At 57.4% G+C, this 18,679-nt stretch carries 17 protein-coding genes; 6 read left to right on the forward strand and 11 right to left on the reverse strand.

The features are described 5' to 3' along the window. Window positions 1-131 precede the first annotated feature (131 nt). The 3 genes from RHPLAN_RS28830 to RHPLAN_RS28840 all read right to left on the reverse strand — a co-directional run bounded on the left by RHPLAN_RS28830 (window position 132) and on the right by RHPLAN_RS28840 (window position 4,405). Window positions 132-968: an FkbM family methyltransferase gene (locus tag RHPLAN_RS28830; protein WP_084245794.1), complete on the reverse strand. Its 837-nt coding sequence runs from the start codon at window positions 966-968 to the stop codon at window positions 132-134. Window positions 969-1,220: 252 nt separating this feature from the next. After that, window positions 1,221-2,021 (reverse strand): hypothetical protein, encoded by an 801-nt coding sequence (locus tag RHPLAN_RS28835; protein WP_157100560.1) that lies wholly within the window; start codon window positions 2,019-2,021, stop codon window positions 1,221-1,223. 5 nt (window positions 2,022-2,026) lie between these two features. Continuing rightward, the gene (locus tag RHPLAN_RS28840) at window positions 2,027-4,405 is read right to left on the reverse strand and encodes a polysaccharide biosynthesis tyrosine autokinase (protein WP_068025603.1); all 2,379 of its coding nucleotides are present in this window, start codon (window positions 4,403-4,405) and stop codon (window positions 2,027-2,029) included. 346 nt (window positions 4,406-4,751) lie between these two features. Here RHPLAN_RS28840 and RHPLAN_RS40865 point away from each other — a divergent pair, with 346 nt between their 5' ends. Continuing rightward, window positions 4,752-5,435, forward strand: a complete 684-nt coding sequence (locus RHPLAN_RS40865) for a hypothetical protein (RefSeq protein WP_157100561.1) — start codon at window positions 4,752-4,754, stop codon at window positions 5,433-5,435. A 149-nt stretch (window positions 5,436-5,584) separates the two neighbouring features. Here RHPLAN_RS40865 and RHPLAN_RS28850 read toward each other — a convergent pair whose 3' ends face one another. The 4 genes from RHPLAN_RS28850 to RHPLAN_RS28865 form a co-directional block, all read right to left on the reverse strand. After that, window positions 5,585-7,021 (reverse strand): O-antigen ligase family protein, encoded by a 1,437-nt coding sequence (locus RHPLAN_RS28850; protein WP_068025607.1) that lies wholly within the window; start codon window positions 7,019-7,021, stop codon window positions 5,585-5,587. Between the two features lie 75 nt (window positions 7,022-7,096). Continuing rightward, window positions 7,097-8,257, reverse strand: coding sequence for a polysaccharide biosynthesis/export family protein (locus RHPLAN_RS28855; RefSeq protein ID WP_084245798.1), 1,161 nt, complete (start codon window positions 8,255-8,257; stop codon window positions 7,097-7,099). Between the two features lie 191 nt (window positions 8,258-8,448). Then, entirely contained in the window at window positions 8,449-9,102 is a 654-nt protein-coding gene (locus RHPLAN_RS28860) for a hypothetical protein (protein WP_157100563.1), read from the reverse strand. Between the two features lie 86 nt (window positions 9,103-9,188). Continuing rightward, the gene (locus RHPLAN_RS28865; RefSeq protein ID WP_157100564.1) at window positions 9,189-9,446 is read right to left on the reverse strand and encodes a hypothetical protein; all 258 of its coding nucleotides are present in this window, start codon (window positions 9,444-9,446) and stop codon (window positions 9,189-9,191) included. A gap of 1,058 nt (window positions 9,447-10,504) precedes the next feature. Here RHPLAN_RS28865 and RHPLAN_RS28870 point away from each other — a divergent pair. Beyond that, complete coding sequence (locus tag RHPLAN_RS28870; protein WP_157100565.1) at window positions 10,505-11,800, forward strand: hypothetical protein; 1,296 nt, start codon at window positions 10,505-10,507, stop codon at window positions 11,798-11,800. 108 nt (window positions 11,801-11,908) lie between these two features. Then, a complete protein-coding gene (locus RHPLAN_RS38685; RefSeq protein ID WP_198164546.1) occupies window positions 11,909-12,649 on the forward strand; it encodes an FkbM family methyltransferase in 741 nt (246 codons plus the stop codon). A gap of 138 nt (window positions 12,650-12,787) precedes the next feature. On the opposite strand, the gene RHPLAN_RS28880 is transcribed toward RHPLAN_RS38685, so the two are convergent. Beyond that, window positions 12,788-13,624, reverse strand: coding sequence for a transglutaminase-like cysteine peptidase (locus RHPLAN_RS28880; RefSeq protein WP_237179932.1), 837 nt, complete (start codon window positions 13,622-13,624; stop codon window positions 12,788-12,790). Window positions 13,625-13,795: 171 nt separating this feature from the next. Here RHPLAN_RS28880 and RHPLAN_RS28885 point away from each other — a divergent pair, with 171 nt between their 5' ends. Continuing rightward, on the forward strand, window positions 13,796-14,536 hold the full coding sequence (locus tag RHPLAN_RS28885) for a metallophosphoesterase family protein (RefSeq protein ID WP_068025619.1): 741 nt from the start codon (window positions 13,796-13,798) through the stop codon (window positions 14,534-14,536). A 96-nt stretch (window positions 14,537-14,632) separates the two neighbouring features. Further along, entirely contained in the window at window positions 14,633-15,319 is a 687-nt protein-coding gene (locus RHPLAN_RS39810; protein ID WP_157100566.1) for a hypothetical protein, read from the forward strand. A gap of 126 nt (window positions 15,320-15,445) precedes the next feature. Here RHPLAN_RS39810 and RHPLAN_RS28895 read toward each other — a convergent pair whose 3' ends face one another. The 3 genes from RHPLAN_RS28895 to RHPLAN_RS28905 form a co-directional block, all read right to left on the reverse strand. After that, window positions 15,446-15,688: a hypothetical protein gene (locus tag RHPLAN_RS28895; RefSeq protein WP_157100567.1), complete on the reverse strand. Its 243-nt coding sequence runs from the start codon at window positions 15,686-15,688 to the stop codon at window positions 15,446-15,448. A 23-nt stretch (window positions 15,689-15,711) separates the two neighbouring features. Continuing rightward, window positions 15,712-16,089 (reverse strand): hypothetical protein, encoded by a 378-nt coding sequence (locus tag RHPLAN_RS39815; protein WP_157100568.1) that lies wholly within the window; start codon window positions 16,087-16,089, stop codon window positions 15,712-15,714. A 272-nt stretch (window positions 16,090-16,361) separates the two neighbouring features. Continuing rightward, window positions 16,362-17,042 carry a transglutaminase-like cysteine peptidase gene (locus RHPLAN_RS28905; protein ID WP_084245804.1) on the reverse strand — a complete coding sequence of 227 codons (681 nt, stop codon included), beginning with the start codon at window positions 17,040-17,042 and terminating at the stop codon, window positions 16,362-16,364. Window positions 17,043-17,306: 264 nt separating this feature from the next. Here RHPLAN_RS28905 and galE point away from each other — a divergent pair, with 264 nt between their 5' ends. Continuing rightward, window positions 17,307-18,296 (forward strand): UDP-glucose 4-epimerase GalE, encoded by a 990-nt coding sequence (gene galE / locus RHPLAN_RS28910; RefSeq protein WP_068025630.1) that lies wholly within the window; start codon window positions 17,307-17,309, stop codon window positions 18,294-18,296. The last annotated feature ends 383 nt before the right edge of the window (window positions 18,297-18,679 follow it).

The raw sequence follows: 18,679 nt of genomic DNA on the forward strand, positions 1-18,679 counted from the left end.
CCTGCTTATGGTCGACGCAGGCGGACTTAGCTCCGGGGGCTCCCACTGACATTCCCTGATAATCGGATCGGTTTAATTTTTTGCGGTGGCAAGTCCACGACTTTTGCGGTACTCGCACCAGAGGGCGAACGCTAGAGTTTCTCGGCCAATACTTGACTCCGCTCGTTCGGCACAAAGAACACGTTGTCACTGCCCGCAAAATTATCGACCTGGTACAACTTTTTGCGTGCTCGTACCGCCCGCTGGCCCAATACGAACAGACAATAATTGGGCGGGAGTACACCCGAAAGCGCTTTAGCATCGCTCGAGCACTCACACATGATAATCGGACGCTGGGAGATCAAAGTTTCCTTAGGGCCGCGCAGAGTGCTGAGTTCATGCCCCTCAACGTCGATCTTGATGAAGTCTATTTGATCTATGTTCAATGTGTCGCCACGAGAGACCGGCAGCGCGATGTCGCCAGTTTCTGCGAAGTTGCCTTGACCATCGTGCGCCGCGCTCACGCTCACAAAGCGTAACACTTTGTCTGCATCGGACAGCCCGAACTGATGCGGTATGATGTGTCTGTCGGGATTGATCCTGATGTTCTCCAACAGCTTCGCGTAAACAGGCGGGTTCGGCTCAAATGCGTGCACGGTCTTGCAATGCTCGGCCATAGCGATTGAAAAATGCCCAACATTGGCGCCGACATCGAGCACAGTGCGGGCGTTGATCGAGCACAATATCTGCCTGACCAGATGGAGTTCGTCCGGCTCAATGCTGCCATGGAACAGCGCGAAGCGGTCTAAGTAGCTGGTCGCATCGGCAAGAATGGTGCCCCCAGGAACCGTAAGATGAAATTGGAAGGGCAACTGAGAGCCAGCAGGGAATGCCGCCTCAAAGATCCGATTCCACCCTCTTATTGGCAGCACGCTTCGCAGAAAACGCAGGGTGTGTGCGATCGGTAGCGTACTGCAGTTGAGATGCATGCCCACTAGAATCGCCCGTCATGCGTGTGTTGGCAAGAGAGGCGGGGCGCTTCAGAGATCTTTTAAGGTGGAAGTCCGCGGTTGGCAGTCTTCGTTTCGATCGAGGCCCTGAAATTCAGTCTGTTTAAGTAGATGGCCTTCCTCAGCGCTGCAGTGAATTAGCGACAGCATTGCGCCAGATAGGAGAAAGCTTTTCAGCTCACGATTTCCGCTTTTCAATCCGCCGCTCTGGCGAATAGAATCCATTTTCTGTCAGCAGGCCAAGCACTCGCCAGTTCCTGGAGGTAACACGGGCTCCGGAAACTCGGGCTTTGGCGGAGCAATTCCGGGAATTGGCACGTCATCGAACCCCTCTTTATAAATCCGCGCCGCAAACCGTCTGCGCTGTTCCTCGCTGACATCCTTAAGCCGGGGAAACAGAATGCCGCGTAACGGCGCCCCAGGGCCAACCGCGATTTCCGTGGCCTTATCCAGCAGGTCCGAGCGCACCATATCCACAAATTCCGCAACGGCCGCCTCGGCCAAGTCGGCTGGCAAATCCCGATAGCTGGCCAATGCAAAGCGGCTTCGTCTTTCCTGAATCCAGCCCTCGTGAGGACCAAGCGCGTAAGACATTCGCAAATACGACAGGTGAGCGTTGCTAAACCCGCTTCTGGTGTTGGTCAGCCAGAACCGTGACAACCACAGAAAGGGATCGCTGGGATTTTTCGCTAACGCCGCATCGTTCATCCGGACCGCGGATTCGAGAGCCGCATCGATCCCGCCGATATCACCGGCCCGTAACGCGTCTTCGGCAAGCCGCAATCTGATCGCGGCCAAATTTCTGAGCATCACCGCGCGCAACTGGCCTTCGTCGCCCCACTGCCGATCGATAGCAATCAATGTCGAGCGCCTGAATGGTTGCCCCTCAAATATCGCCGCAGCGACCTCGGTGGTCGCCCTTTCCCGCCACAATGTCGGGGTGACCATCGTCGCCCAAAACATCGCCGAGACCGCGGCGACCGCGACAAGCCCTCGCACCGCTTTGTCGGCGAAATTCGAAGAAGCTCGCATGGTTGTTAGTTGGGGCGCGCTCCGTAACGCGAATAATAGGACTTGTAGTAGTCGCCGCCGTAATCCCCGGTGTAGCGGTCCATGACCTTGAAATTGGCCTTGTTGAGCAAAACGCCCAACAAACGTTCGACCACCTCTGGCGCCGAATTGAACTGTCGCTGCACGACGTTGATCTTCGTGCGGCCCCATTCGACGACATAGACATACGTATCGACGAATTTCGTGGTCGCACGGACGTCGACCACCGGCATCATCGGGGACAGATCGATGATGATGTAGTCGTACATCGTCCGCAGCCCCTCGATAAACGACCTGAAGGCCTCAGAAGCGAGGATGTCGCTCGAATGAGCGAGATGCGATTGAATGACGACCGGCAGGAAGTCCAGCCCCGTCTGCTCGTCGGTGTGGACGGCTTGCCGAAGATCAACCTTCCGGCCGAGAACCTCCAGGATTCCAACCTCCGCACTCTTCAGCATCTGTCGCGACAACGTCGGATTGCGCAAATCGCCGTCGATGAGAAGAACGCGATTTCCTGAATTCGCGATCAATTCTGCGAGGTTGGCCGAGGCGGTCGATTTTCCTTCGTTGGGCACCGACGATGTTATGCCAATGACTTTATTTTCTTTGATAGCGCGACTAATATCAACCGCGACCTTCACGGATCGGAACGCCTCGGCAAAGGGCAGTAGCGGCTCGTCGACAACGTGACGCAATGTCGAATCCATATTCGAAGCCAGCATCTGCTGGGTCCCGGCACCCAGCTTTGCGGGTTTATTGGGACTTTGAGACCGGATTTTTGCTGGGCCGGAGCTCTTGATCACCGGAACCACTGCAAGGCAATTCGTTCCGAGGATACTCTCGACCTGATCCGCCGTGCGGAAGACCCTGTCCATCGCCTCCTTGAACATTGCGAGACCAAGGCCGAGCATCAACCCGAGCAGGCCCGCATATGTCATGATCCGTCCCGACTTCGGGCTGGTCTTCCCCCCATCTCCCGCTGGACTGATAACCCGCGCCTCCGTCACCGGAAACGACAGCTGTTGTGACATCTCCATGAAGCGCTGAAGGAAATTGTCGTAGATCGAGTGATAGACCTTCGCGCTGGTCTCGAGCTCCTGCAATCCCAGCCTCTCTCGATTGGTGCTTTGAGCGCTGGAAATCAACGTGGTGAGACTTGCCTGCAATGCTTCAACGCGCGCACCAGCGATCGCCAGATCGCTTTTATAGCTCTCCCCGATGCGCCCCAGTTCGTTGCGCATTGAATCGCGCAAATAATTCATCTGCGTCTTGATGTTGATGGCTGCGAGATGATCGGGGCCGTAGCGCGACGACCAAAGCTGATATTTACGATCATAATCGAGGTATTGCGTACGCAATTGAGTGATGATGCCGCTATGCAGGGAGTCCGCGACGGCTGCGTCGGGGATATCCTGCTTCATGACCTGCTGGATGCGCTCGAGGCGGGCGGACGCCTCCGCCATCGCCGCCCGCGCCTGTCCTAGCTGGGTGCTGATATCGGCAACCTGTTGATCGCCCAGCAACCGGCTGTTTGCCCCGCCCATTTCGACGATTTTTTTCTCTTCCTTGAACGCCAGCACCTTCTGGTCCGCTGTCAGCGCCTGCTGGCGAAGCTCGGCGATCCGGTCCTGAAGCCACTTGCTGGCTCGACGCGTGGCCTGGAATTTTGAATCCAGCATATCCAGGATGTAGGCGTCCGCGATTCCATTCGCGACCGCCCCGGCCTGTGCCGGATCAAGTGACGTATAGGCAATGTCGAGAACGTAAGTTCGCCCGACGCGACTGACCGCACGCTGGCTGAGAACCCGGCCCAACGCCATGTCGGTCAGTTGCTGCTCCGAGGCCACCTCCTTGGTGCCGGCGCTCCCTGAAAAAATCGGCTCGGCGATCATGCCAAGAAGCGTTCGCACGAAGCCTTTCTGCGTGCCTGTAAACTCCGGCTTTTCCGCAAGCTTCATGTCCTTCACGACGGACAAAGCTATTTTGTCGGACTTGAGCAGCTCGATTTGAGTATCGACCTGAGCGCTATCGATTTGATAGTCGCCCAGGATTTGCTGCCCCTGTGTCTGTGCAGCTCTCGCAAAGCCCGTGTCTATCAAGAGTCGAGCGTGCGACGTGTAATAAGCAGGCGAGGTAAAAAGAATGACGAATCCGAGCCCGACCACTGCGACAAAAGCCGCCGCGATAATCGCGTAGCGCCGCCGCGCAATCCCAATGACCCAATCGATCAATTCCGAGAGGTTGAGGGAGCCGGCTGCAAGCCCCTGTTCACGCTGTTCGACAATCGGAATTTGTTTGTAACTATCCATCATAACGAGGCCGCCTGCCGTCAATCTGTAAATTGCCACCACGTCGCCCAGCGCCAAGCCGGCGGCAATCGAAAATCCCGTGGCTCCCCGCAGGTATTTGCACCAAATGAGAAAGAAATTGCCAGTAAATTACGAGTAATTTGCCTGGGTGGTTAAATGTCCGATCGCCCAACGAGGCCGCCGGGATGCTCCAAGCGGCCCACCGTAATAGGTCATAACAACCCCGCAATACCGATTTCTACGTATATCATGGGCTTGGGAAGTCCCGTACGCAGCATTGGCACGAATTGGGACAGTTTAACCTAAGAAATTCAAAGTGTGTCCGAACACGAGCGAGGCCTAGCAAGCTCGCCGCGGGTACAGTAACATCCTTTCAAATTCGTTTATCTCAAGGAGTCGACAGATGTTCCCTAAGGCATGGTTCAGCCGGACATTACCGGGCTTGCTGGCCGTAAGCGTTTTGATGGCTATCCCCGTCACCTCAGGTCAGGCGCAGCCTGCGCCAGCGCTGCAAGTCGCGACCTGCCAGCAAGACTTCGACGCGTTTCTTAAAACGAATCCATCCAAAGAGCAGTTGGCAACGACGGTTCGAGATTTCCTTCTCAACAATCGCCAGCAGACCAGCACGATCATGCCCTGCATTATCGCGACCGGTCAGAAACTGAACGCCGAGCTCGATGCCGCGACCGGTGATCGCAAGTCGCAGATTGAAGACGTCATGGGTGCGATCGGCGCGGGTCTTGGCCAAGCCGCCCTGGCGATGGCCGCAAGCAATCCCGATCTTGCCAACCAGATCCAGGTTGCGATCGCTGACTCCGGCATTCTCTCCTTCATCCGTGCGTACACGGCCTCAACCGGCAACACCTTGACGGCGGCGATCGGTGGCGGCGGTACCGGCAATGGCGGTCCGACCGGCGCGGCCGGCGCGCCGATCAGTGGTGGCGGCGGCGGCGACGGCGGAAGCGCACAGTCGAACGGAGTTGGCAACGGCACCAGCTTCCTTGGCGGCGGCGGCGTCACCGGCGGTGGTGGCGGCGGCACGACGACCACTACGCAGACAGTGAACTCGCCGGTGACTGGAATTTAATCGGACTGCTTGTGCTGGTCACACGACCGGTTGAAGTTCGACCTGCTTAAGTTCCTTGAGTTTGACCGTCTGGCTTGGGCCCCGTGCCCAAGCCAGATGCATTTGAAGTTCTTCGTGCTGTGCCCTTTGAGGCTATAGCCCCTACCGCTTCATCGGATTTCCTGTAGTTCGCGATTTTGTTTTGCAGCCTTCGAATTCGTCCGCTTGCTGTCTTGCCGGTGAAGGCCTGACTTGCCTTCCCCTTGGAAGGATTGCGCTAGCCCCACTCCCACCAGCGCAAACACCACAATGGCGTAACCTGAAATCTGCAGCGAAAAGTCGATCGAGGAGTGCATCAACGCGATTGAGGCGACCCCTAAAGCAGCCAACGGCACGACCGTTTCGGTTCGCGAGCGCCCAGTTCCGCGCAACAAGACAAGCAACGCAACGAGCCAGGCGACCGCAAAAATCACCGTCAGCGGAACACCCACTTCGATGGCCATTTCGAATGGCGTGCTGTGCGCCAGATTCCACGTGCCCCAGCTGGTGATATTGCCGCTGCGATAGGCGGGGAACACTTCGGTGAAAGTGCCGAGCCCGCTGCCGAACCAGGGCTGATCCGCGATGATTCGGAGCGACGATCGGTAGGCCTCGAGCCGGCCTTGCTCCACAAGCCCACCCGACGCAATGCGACTTTGGACTGCGCTGCCAAAGAGCTCCAGGAGCGCGAGCGCGATGGCGCCAGCTCCGATCAGCAGCAAAATGACGCTTTTTCCGTGCCGTAAATCGCGCCGAAAAAACAGCGCGATGACGACGGCAACCGAGAACAGTGACGTGAGTACGCCTCCGCGCGAGGAGGTCAGGAACATCGCCGTCAGACAGACAAACAGCGCGCCCAGACGAAGCATCCATTGCAACTGGCCGGTGCTCTCGGACGTGATCCGGCGAAAGACCTTTGACCAGACGATTGGGCCAGGCGGAAGTCTTCGCCGGAACGCCGACAGGAACAGCACCAGCCAGACAATCGAGACCGAGCCCAGATAGGCGGCTGCGGTGTTTCGATTGACGAAGGTCGCCGTCACCGATCCCGGTATCGATATGCGATCCCGGCCGAACATCTTCGCGAAATCGACTCCGAGGCTCACCAGGCCAAATACCGCGCATGCGAGCCCGCTGTAAGCCATGACTTGCAACGCCTGGTCGGCTCGATGCTTGCCTGTTCCGACGATCAAACCCAGCGTCAGCGCGAGCAGGCACGAGAGCGACGGCCCCATCGCATAGAACGGCTCGCCACGGACGATCGACACACTTGGCGGAATGTCTGTTCCTAAAGCCTCTGATGCCTTTGCCCAGATCGGATTGGGGCGGCCGATCCACGGATGGCTGGACAGCTGTTCGTGCAGGACAAAGCCGAAGCACAAAACGACCAGTCCGATGCCGCAGAGTAAGGCCAACTGACCGCCATGGAGCTTGCGTGGCGATGCCAGCAGCAAGCCCAGAGCGAGGACAACGCACCACAGCGCAACCGCCACCGGCGAACGCGACCCCAAAGGCAACGGCGCGCCGGCAATCGCGAACAGGAGGACGTAAGCAGCCCCCCGGTCCAACCGGGACTCGCGCTCAGAGCCTTGCATGCCCACGCATGTTAGATCGAAGGGGCTCGATCTACCTCAGAGATCAGACTAGCGGCTGAGCGTGTTCTTGACCTGCTCGCGCAGCAAGATTCCGTTGCTCGCCGTTCCCATGATCGTGTTCAGATAGGTCAGGAACTTGGTGACCTCGACCTGCGGCGCATTGGCAACGAAGATCACGTCGCCGTTCCGCATCTGGACCGTGGTGGCGGTGAAGTACCCACCCGGATCGCGGAAGCTGATGCTGAAGATGACCGGGATCAGCTCGGTCGTGAACCCCTTCACGTCTACGCCAAGCTTCTGCGCCACTTCGCGCGGCTCGCGGCGATAAAGGAAGACCGAGCCGGGATCCGCCTGCGTGTCGAACAAACCACCGGCTTTGGCAACGCCCTCGGCCAGGTTTATGCGCCACGCGTCGAAGTTGAACTCGCCCTGCTGTCCCGTTGCGCCGAAGGCGATGAACTTCTGCTGCTCCCGATAGACATAGATTCGGTCGCCAGGCTGGACGTAGATGTTGTTCTCAGGCTGATAGATCAGGTTGGCGAACGGAACCGTCGCCCGCTTCCCATTGCGATCCAGCAAAACCCAGCTCTCGAAACCCTGTCCGCTGATGCCGCCAGCCCGCGTGATCGCGTCGGTAATGCGATCGCCAGCGCCCAAGCCCGGAACCGGGAAGCGCGTCGGTGTTCCGACCGCTCCGAAGACGCTGACCAGATTCGACCGCTGCTGCGACTGCGCAACCACGACTTGCGGCTCGATGGCGCGGTTTCGAATCCTTTGAACGATATCGTTCTGGATTTGATAATTGGTGCGTCCCGCAGCCTTGATCAGGCCCGCATATGGCACGCTGATGTTTCCGTCGTTGTCGACGGTCTGATCGGGAATTGTAACGAAGTTGCCTGGACGAACGCCCGCCTCGATCGGGATGAACAGACCACCGGCAGCCGCTTCGAAGATCGTGACGCTGACCACGTCGCCGATGCCATAAACGATGGGCGTCGGGGCGCGCCGATCTTTGAAGGCGCCAGCCAATGTCGCGGGTTCAAACTGCGCCAGAATTGCGGCGCTGGTCGGGTTGAGCTTTACCAGCCCGTAAGGAACGCTGGTCGCGATCTGCGTCTCCACGCTGGCAGTCCAAGGGCCGGATGCGGGGGTTTGAATGCATCCAGTCGCCAGACTACAGAGCAGAGCGCCTGCACCGAGGCGCAGCATTCCGACACTAAAATTGGGTCCCACGAACCCCCCCGTGTTTACGCTACCTAAATACAAGTTCTCCGCGTGCACAACCCTTTCGCCCGCGAAGATCGGTATCGGATGTTAACAACTTAATGTTAAAGAATGGAAGACGTTGGGGTTTTTCAAAATCACATCTGATTTCGCGATTTTTCTCTCCATACTGTGGCTTAAAGATCACAATACTTTACGACCAATCGCAAACTTAATGCAAGTTCGCTCGTCTTGGTCACGGCTTGTATCAAAAGCTCAGCGCCATCTCGATTAAGGCCGGCAGGCACCCGACGCGTGGTCAGGATTTCGTCATCCGGGACAAGCTTGCCAATCTGGCGAGGGGTAGCCATGACGCGCGTGCTGGTATCACCGTGAGTTATGTCCCCTCGAAATCCAAGCACGGAAACCTTGGGAAGCCCCCTGTCGAAATGGCACTTCGTGGCCTCCCAAATAGTCTGTTCAGCTGTCTGCTGACCCCAGCGAACATCTGAAAACCTGGTTGTGATGACGCCATAAAAATCGACGCCAGGCGCATGATCTGAAATGCGCACGTCTGTTTGGATGTCGGCCGTGGCGCCCTCTCGCTCGCGCGCGCCGGACGCGGATTGGCGCGGCGCGCTCGCAGGCGGCCCGCCGAAAGACAGCGAGCCCATGAGGATATGCCGGACGCCGGAAGCAGCCGCATGGACCCTGCCGGGCGTCCACAGTGCAACCAACGCGAGCGAAACGGCCACAATCAAGGTGGCGCGCCGCAAATTTAAAAGCTGCATTGGGAAACGCAAACCAAAGCTCACTGCGCCAATTCGGGACACCATCGAGCGGAAATCCAATCCGCATCGGTGTGTAACGGCAATGGATTAATCAGCGCTGACTGGGAGCCCTGGCGGGTCACCGCTTTAGCGATGACGCGACACGCTTAATCGCAGACCCAAACCCGCTTGCGGATGACGCCATGGCGCGTTTTCACCCGAACATAGCGTACGCATTCGGAGGGCCGTTCCTCATATCCATACGGGAACGGCAATCCCCAAAATGAAGCCTGCTCCAGTTCGGTGTTCGCAACGCGATTGATGCTGCCTGGATTGATCGGAGCGGCCTGGGCTGTAAACGCCAAGCCAAGGCCGAGCATGAAAGCCGCGCTGTAGACAACCCGCTGCAAAGTCCTGCCCGCCATTTGCATTCTCCTTAGGACGATCGATCAGATCGAAACTACGGGCGGCGCGCCCCCCACCCAACAACGTGTTGCTGTAATGTCCGCGATCCGTGCGGGCTGGGTGGATTTCCCAGGTCATTATTGGCAAACTGTTTTGGACCTGACAAGGCCGGGATCGGACCATTGTCCTAGGTTTCATTTTTCGCCTTGGATGGCGCGTCGCTCGCGCTGGCTCCGAATCGCCCCCTATCGCAATTAATGACGCCGTTCAGTGAGGAATATGGAAGAGTATGGCCGTCGTTAATTCATCGTCCTCGTTTTCGCGCGTTTGCGCAGCGCTCCTGATTTCAATTGTCTCTCTCTGCCTGTCCTCTGTGGTCGCGTCTGCCGCCGACCCGGACATCACCCGCTGTCGTACACTCGATAATTTGGACGCTCAGCTTAAGTGCTACGAAGACGCCGCCAACAAAAACACGCAGATGGTTAGACCCTCCCCTGGGGGTTCACCGGATTCGCAGACGATCGGCGAATGGCGGTTCATCCGGACCCCCAATCCCCAGGGTGGATCCGAGGCCGTTTCGATCACAAGACCCGGCGATCTTGCGAAATCGGACCCGAACTTCGTGGGGATTATGATCCGGTGCGCAGCCTCGGATATCGAGGTCTTGGCTGTCCTATTACAGCCATTGCCCCCCAGGGCACGACCGATTGTTGTTGTGAATGGCGTGAAGTTCGACGGCCAGATCGTGCCGCCCGGAATGGTCAGATTGCCACCCGAATTATCCACGTCGGCAAGAACTCAATGGCCAAAGCTCCCGAGCGTGTCTCTGCAAGTGGAAGAAGGAGGAACGTCGACCAAAGGTATGGTTTTTCTCGATGGTCTCGACCAAGCACTGGAAAAGCTGACAACGACTTGTCCTGCTCGCTGACTGCTTCGTTGACCGCGCGCTGAGAAAGCAAGGTCCAGCCGACCGCCTGGCAATATCCCCACCTCGATGGCCGCGCCCAGGGTCCAGGTTCAGGGTCCCCTTGCCCCGCCCCAGGCATCATGTTTATAGACGTCAAAGATCGGATCGCCCGTGCGCGCGGCTCATATTATTCTTTTATCGTTGGGCGGCCTTACGCCTGTCCTTCTGTTTTTTGACGGACCTCTGGCGGGCGTCGTTGCGGGCTTGTTCGGCGCTGTTGCTCTGGCGATGGTTCCCGGGGCCATTCGGCCAGGCGAGGCCGACCATCTCGTGATCGCGATGCGATGGATTGCTGCGTTGGCAGCGCTACCGGTGCTCTGGCTTCTGATTCAACTCCTACCGCTGCCGTTCGGAGCTCTGTCCCGATCGATCTGGCAAAGTGCCGGCGAAGCCCTCGGCATATCGCTTTGGCCTCATGCGACAATCGATCCAGGTCTCACCATTATAGCTCTCTGCAATTACCTCTTTGTCGTGTCGGTTGGCTTTGCGGCCGCCGCCGTATCGATCGATCGTCTGCGGGCCGAAATGCTGTTCATGGTGCTGGGCGCGGCAGCCGGCGCCGTTTCTCTGATGTTCATCTCAGGCAGACTGGGATTGCTGGCGATTTTCGGAATAATCCAAACGGCCCCCTGGCCCGAAGCTCACGCGATCTGCGTTTTTGGCACGATCGTTTTCGCGAATATCCTCATTTTCGAAGTGGAGCGACAACTGACCGGCCGTGGTCAACAAAACACCAAAGGTCGGCATTATTGGCCTCTCGTTGCTTCGATCGCCGGTTTTGGTATTTGCGGCCTCGCCGTATTCATGGATGAATCGAGCCACGGCATCTTTGCTGTCGCCTGCGGACTCGCAGCCGTCGCCATCATCTACTTTGTTCGGCGTATTGGACTCGGCTGGCCCGCAGCGCTCGCTATGGCGGGAGTGGCGACCCTATGCGCCGTGTTGGTGGTCGCGACCAAAGCGCAGCCTCTGACAGCCGATTTCCCGGCACGCTATGCGGCTCACGCTGCACCAAATCTGATCGCTGCATCAAATCGTATCATCGGCGGCGTTGGAATCGGTGGCAGCGGCGCCGGCACTTTCAAGGCTGTCTATCGTTTCTACCAACAGACCGAGGTCACCGGGCGCCCCGAGGCTCCAACCTTCGCGGCCAAGCTTGCGATCGAATTGGGCGGGCCGATGCTGTGGCTGCTGGTTGCCGAGACAATCGCATTGGCATTGATTTGTGCAGGAGGCGCGTTCAATCGCGGACGCGACTTTTCCTACCCGATGGCCGGTGCTGGCGTGACGATTGCCGCACTGATTCTGGCGTTCTGTGACAACAGCCTCAACAATGCTGCAGTCGAAATTCTGATAGCTTTGACACTGGGCGTTGCGCTGGTCCAGCGCATCAGCCGCACCCGCTGATTACACCCGATAGCGCGTACGGTCCGATTTGAAGACTTTATACTTTATCGCTTCGTGGCAATTTCGCGATTTCGGACAGATTTAGCGATAATGATGCAGGGTGCCCCGATGCAAGCTCAACCCCTTGCCAACACGCATAGCGAGTGGTGCTTTAGAAGCATGTTCAGAAATCTTCGAACGGCTGTTCGTGCACGACTTGCCAAGCGGCTAAACGCCCCATCCATTCCGGCGTCGCTCGAACGTCTGTTAGCAAACGGCTTCAGCCCCACCATCATCCATGATGTCGGTGCCTACCGAGGCGACTTTGCGCGAGAATGTCTCCGGATCTGGCCCGAAAGCCAGGTGCATTGTTTCGAGGTGCTTCCTGACCGTGTCGCCGAGATAAAGCGACTCTCGGATCAGAGAATCATCGTCCATGAGTATCTTCTTGGAGAGACGACGAAAGTCTGCGAACTACATGAATTGGAAACAGCATCGTCAGTTCTTTTAGAGCATAACAACGCAAACGTCCCTGTGACCCGATCTTATCCGATGAAGACGGTAGATGAGATTGGCATAACGCCGGACCTATTGAAACTTGATGTCCAAGGCTACGAGTATCAGGTCCTTCAAGGCGCAAAAGCCACTCTGCCCGGCGTTTCTGTTATACTCGCCGAAGTAAATCTCATCGATATCCACCGCGAGTGCCACTTGCTCGATGAGCTCATTGGCTATCTTCGGGAATTTGATTTTATGACTTACGACATTTGCGGGCTGGGGAGACGCCCGCTTGACGACGCACTTTGGCAAGCAGACTTTATTTTTGTAAAACGCGAAAGCCCGCTACGCGCAAACAAGCGGTGGGGCTAAACTGAGGTCTTGGCCCCTTGTTGTTTCTATTGCGGATTTGATATTCGCGGCCCAGCCGTATTCAACGCTGCAGTCGAAATACTTATAGCTCTGACACCGGACATTGCGCTGGTCCAACGCATCAGCCGCACCCGTTGATCACACGCCGACAGCGCGCACGGTTTGCCAGAACTTTGGGTTTCGCGGCGACTGCATGCGAAGCCATCGGTATCCGGTCTTCGACCACGGGACGACGCTGGACCTCAGATTGTCGAGGACGAAATCTCCCGCGTTCGTTCGCACCACGAGCACCAAATGATGTTCGCCCCAATTGGTGACGACTTCCGCCAGCAGGAGCGTGCGCGATGGCCAGCCACGGGCAAGAAGCTTGTGCTGCTTGCTCACCGCATAGTCGTTACAGTCACCCGATTTTGGATTGATGATCCATTTCTCGCCTGCGAGTCCCTCTAGATTGCGCTCCGGCCGGATGCTTCGATTCACCTCGGCATTGACAGCTCTCAAATCGTCCCAGCGCTCGGATGTAAGGTCGAATGCACCACCTCGGAACGCAATCTTGCTGATCTCGCAATCCTTGGGGTAGCGAAGACAGAAAACGGTATGCGCCATCGGCGCGAGCGTCGATGCCGCGAGCGGAATGCTATCGAGCTGCGGCCTGAGCGCCTTGGGCAAGCCCAACAAGGCCACCTTCTGAAGTGACTTCTGCTCGCTACTTGGTTGTGACTGATTGTCCAGTCGTACCGGGGGAAGCTGTATACCGAGTCCAGCCGCCTCATACGACGGACTGCTCCGGCAGGGGTCAGGATGCTCCGGACATGCAAGACTGCGTGAGCCCGGATGCCACAGATCCAGGCTCAAATAGCCGTCCGACCGGGCCATGGGCTTGTACGGATCTATCAAAGATGCGTTGGCCGGCCCAGTAAGGCCGAGACACAACATCGCAACGGCCGCCGCCGTATTGCCGCCTTTTCCCAGCACGAGACACCTCCCGAACATTTTCGGCAGGCGTCAGTGATAAGCAGCACCATCTGCGATCACGTTGGGGTCAGGCAGTAAATCCGATTTGACCTTGAGCGATCCCAGTCAGGAATTGTTTACGGTCAGGATCGCCTATAACGTTAGTTCCGTGAAAACTCTCGACTTCCCAGAATGCTGAAACCGATAAAAAAAAGCTCTTGGCGAAACCATCCTTCTATTCCATCAGGCTTGCGTCTCTACGTGGTTGCAGACGTACACGGCAACGCCGCTGCTCTGCGAGACGTTTTTTCCCGCATTGACGCCGACATGGCCACCGCTGGCGCTCGGCGGATCGTTCAGATCTTTCTTGGCGACTACATCGATCGCGGACCCGCCTCGTCCGAAGTCCTCACACTTCTGATAACCCGGCAAATCAAAGCCGAGTTGGTGCTATTAAAAGGCAACCACGAAGCCATGCTCCTCAGATTCTTGCGTGACCCGCAAACGCTCGGAAACTGGCGTCAGAACGGTGGTTTGCAGACCTTGATTTCCTACGGCCTCAAGCCGTCGTTAAATCCACAACCCGAAGAGCGTCGCGAGCTGGGCGAAAGATTCGCAACGGTGTTTCCTGACGCCCATCGCAACCTGATTTCCAAATTGCAGGTTCGGCAAACATGCGGAGATTTTTTCTTCGCCCATGCGGGCGTTCGGCCCGACGTTCCGCTGCAGGATCAGCGCGAAGATGACCTGTTGTGGATCCGCGAGGATTTTCTATTTTATGAGGGTGAGTTCGGGAAGGTCATCGTTCACGGACACACTCCCGTCCGCCAGCCTGAGATTCACCACAATCGCATCAATCTCGACGTCGGCGCATATGCGACAGGCAAGCTCGCCTGCATGGTGATCGACGGTCAAACCATCGAATTCATTTAAAACCGCCCCCGATCCATCTCGGATGACAAGCCGAAGCGAGCGTGCGATATATCCAGTCTCCACATTAAAGTCGCCGAGAAGATATTCGCCATCCCCATGCGCCCTTTTGCATTCATCTTGTTTCGAACCCTCGCCTACTGCTGGGCAGGCTCGGCTTTCGCTGTTGCCGTTTGGTTATTGGCCGCATACATCGTCAGTCCGTCGCTCAGTTATTTTCCAACCAACGCAAAGGAAGCAGACGCTTTTTCAGCAGGAGCTTCGCGCGCGAGATTTGCGGCCGCTATCGGAATCGTTCGTGGCGATCTCTGGTCCGAGGCAGCAATCGCAGAAGCCGCTCGCGGACTGTTTTGGCCACGCTCCCCGGACTTCGCGCCAAGCGATGCGGAAAGTGCGTTGTCGGCCGCACGCCATGCAGCGTCGTGGTCGCCGCACGATTCCCGAGTCTGGTTGGTTCTGGCTGGCGCACAACAACTTCACGACGGCAAATCCAGCGACACCGCGGTCGCCGAATTGAAGCAGTCCTTCTATACCGGCCCCAACGAGTTCGCTCTCTCGCCGCTGCGATTGACAGTCGCCGCCGGCATGACGTGGGATGAAGAGCTCACCCAAATGCTGAAAACAGAGATCACGCAGGTCATCCTCAAACGGCCCGACCTTAAGGATGCCATTGCGACGGCCTATCAAATTGCGATTCCGGGTACCCAAAAAACGCTTGCAGCCATTCTCAACGACGCCGACCCGAATTTCCTGGCATCCGTCAAGACACGACCAATCGGTCGTTGAGCTTTTGACACCTGCCGCTATAACGAACGCGCAAACTTCCCGAGGCTCGTCGAAACGAGCTGAGCTAGGTCTCCACGACACAAAGTCGTTCTCAACGAACCCTGCCCAACGACACCTCTGCCGATCTTATCGATCGACATTCCCATTGTTGTTAAGGCAGTTGCGAAAGTAGACCTCGCGCTCTTTTGCGTTCGTTTGCTTGCCGCCCGTGGTCATGAGCGGATAAGCGGCCATCGACTTTTCGCGGCACTTCTTGGCGAGCTCTGCGTTGATCGCTTCGGCTTGCCGCGGCGCGCAAAGGGAAACGGCAATCATCAGTCCGAGAAGACCGGTCGTCTTGTATAAGCGGCTCATAAATTTCTCCATCACGAGAGTCGATCAGCAGTGCCGGTCTAGCGAATATTCACCTGCACTTTGATCAGTGTATGCCCCGGAACACCGCGAAAGCTGCCATCCAAGAGGACCGAAAAGAAATCTTCGCCGGTGAACCCAGTTGGTGCCTCATAAGAGAAGGCATAGCCTTGAACCTTCACTTGGCCATGTTTTGCGGGCGATTCGATCTCGACCCGATTGATCAACATCGCCGCCGAACGCAACCCACGAATACATTGTTGGCCGCGACCGATGCCCATGGTCCATTCGATCGATTGGGAATCGAGCCGCGGTGCAGGTCCAGAAATGATGCAGTCGCCAGCCAGGCTGGGTTGAAGTCCCAAGAGAAGTCCGAAGAGAACTCCCGAGAGAATTCCCGCAAGCGCAGCTAACCGCATGGCGTCCCTACACGATTGGTAACGCCCCGATATATCACAGCCACAGCCGGTTGATAGCCATGGGCTAGATCTGATCGACCGCTTCCGGGCCGCGGCAGCCACCGTTCAATGGCCGAGCGCGCTCATCTTTTTAGGCCTTCCACGACCCGATCGCTATTCCCGAAGCGTTGGGCATCACAAGCTCGGCCATGCCGCCATCGGCGAGTCGATGAGATCTGTGAAGGCTGCTTGTTGGAGCAACTCGCAATGGCAGGTTCGGTGGCGATTGCCGTTCAATGGAGGCTGGCAAGCTTGATTGTGAACCAGAGCTTTGGCCGCGCCGGCGATTGGGCGCGAATCCACCGATAGGAGCTCTGCGAGACGGAGACGATATTCGGATTGAGATTGTCGAGCACGAAGTCGCCGTTGTCCATGCGCACGATGAGTACGAGGTGGTGGATGCCCTGACGGGTCCCGACTTCTGCGAGCAGCAAGGACCTCATGGGCCATCCTCGGCGCAGGAGTTCGTGACGCTTGGTCACCGCATAGTCATTGCAATCTCCGGCGTCCGGATGCACCAGCCAGTTTTCCGCCAGAACTCCACGATCATTGGTTTGCGGAACGATCGTTCGATTGACGTCGCGGTTCACGGTTTGCAGTTCTGTCCACAAAGATTCGTTGAGATCGTTCTTGAACCCACGCGCCGACGTTTGCTCGCATTCAGCAGTGTGCTGCATACAGAATCGGGTGAATGCCATCGGTGGGAGCGTTGGTGCGTCAAAGCTGAGGCGATCCACATAGGATAGGAATGTGCCTGGCCTGATCCACAAGCCTGAATGCGCATCCGCTGTCACGCTGGTTGTGGCAAGCGCGACTGTAATCGCAATAAGTTTAGGTTGTCGCCAGATCCGTACGACATCGACAAGACGTGCAGCGTTCAGAAGGACAGTAAGGATGTTTACACTGGTATTCATGTAGGTTTCCCTTGCCCCCGCAGGCTTCGTAGGAATCCCTCATCTCGCCGATCGTTCCCTTGGCTGACCGAATTTCGGAATCGAACTGTGCGTCACTCGACAATGCTGTCGCGGGGGGCAGCTGCGCCATGGTTCACCGGTACCGCGCTAAGTGCCGCTTGATCCGGTTGCGTCGTGAGGGCTTGATAGGGTGCCGTCACATTGTCGTAGAAATTGTCGGCACACACGCTTGGTGCTCGATGCAGGAATGGGATCCGCTGCAAAATGTCTGATGCTGGAAACGTGCTGGTTACCGGAGGCGCAGGCTTCATTGGAAGCCACGTCTGCAAGCGGCTGGCTGCTGCGGGCTACCAGCCTATCGTCCTGGACAATCTATCCCGCGGGTTCCGGTCTTCCGTGAAATGGGGACCTCTCGAAGTCGCCGACATCGGCGATGGAGCGCGGGTTCGCGAAATCCTCAATCGCTACCGCCCAATTGGTGTGATGCACTTTTCGGCGTTCACGAGCGTCGGTGAGTCCGTGCAGCAGCCTGCGCTCTACTACTCGAACAATGTGGGAGCCACCGCAGTATTGCTGCAGGCCGTGATCGAGCACGGCGCCCCACCCTTCGTGTTCTCTTCGACTGCGGCGATCTACGGCAATCCAGCCTCGGTGCCCGTTGACGAGGATCATCCCCATCGGCCCATCAACCCTTATGGGCGTTCTAAGCTCTACGTCGAGCATATGCTTGCCGATGCAAACCAGGCGAGCGGCCTTCCGTGGGTCGCCTTGCGTTACTTCAACGCCGCAGGATGCGACCCGGACGGCGAAATCGGAGAACGGCACGATCCGGAAACGCACCTCATCCCGATCATTGTGCGTGCGGCTCTGAAGGGTTCGACAGTCTCCATCTTTGGCGACGACTACGACACCCCGGACGGGACCTGCATCCGCGACTACATTCACGTCAACGACCTGGCCGACGCACACATCCTTGCCCTCAAGTATCTGGCCCGCGGCGGCAAAAGCTGCGGCATCAATCTCGCGAACTCGAAGGGCTTTTCAGTCAGAGAAGTCCTCGCAACGGTGGAACGCGTGTGCGGGCGCCCTGTCGCCGTCAAGATTGACCCTCGACGGCCGGGAGACCCCGCAGTCTTGATCGGCAAAACTGAGAGAGCCAAGGAGTTGCTGGGCTGGTCGCCCAAACGATCAGATCTGGAACTGCAGGTGCGTGACGCTTGGAACTGGTACGAGAACTTCCTGCCCTCGGTTTAGTCGGACCGCCTCGCCTGCCGAGCCGACAATCCACAACACTCACCGCGAATATCTTCCGGCTCGCTACGTCACACGCCGAAGATCCTCGACGCACGTTTGAAAGTGATTCTCCACAGTCGAGCATCGGCAATTCCAAACGCGAGACCTTGGCGTCTCGCGACGCCTGACGATCAACGAAGCGCAGAGCGCAATCTCGACTCGATCACGCACACGCGAGGATTTTTCTTATCGTTTCACATCGAGCAGAGAATGATCGCCGTGCGACCGACGGCGAAATTTCCCAAACGCGATAAGCGAATGCACAAAACTCGGCGACGAACGCGGCGAGTTCCGCGCGTACGTAGTTCCACCTATGTCATGTAGACTTTTAGGTTATCGCCGCG

This window comes from Rhodoplanes sp. Z2-YC6860 (assembly GCF_001579845.1).
GTDB lineage: Bacteria > Pseudomonadota > Alphaproteobacteria > Rhizobiales > Xanthobacteraceae > Z2-YC6860.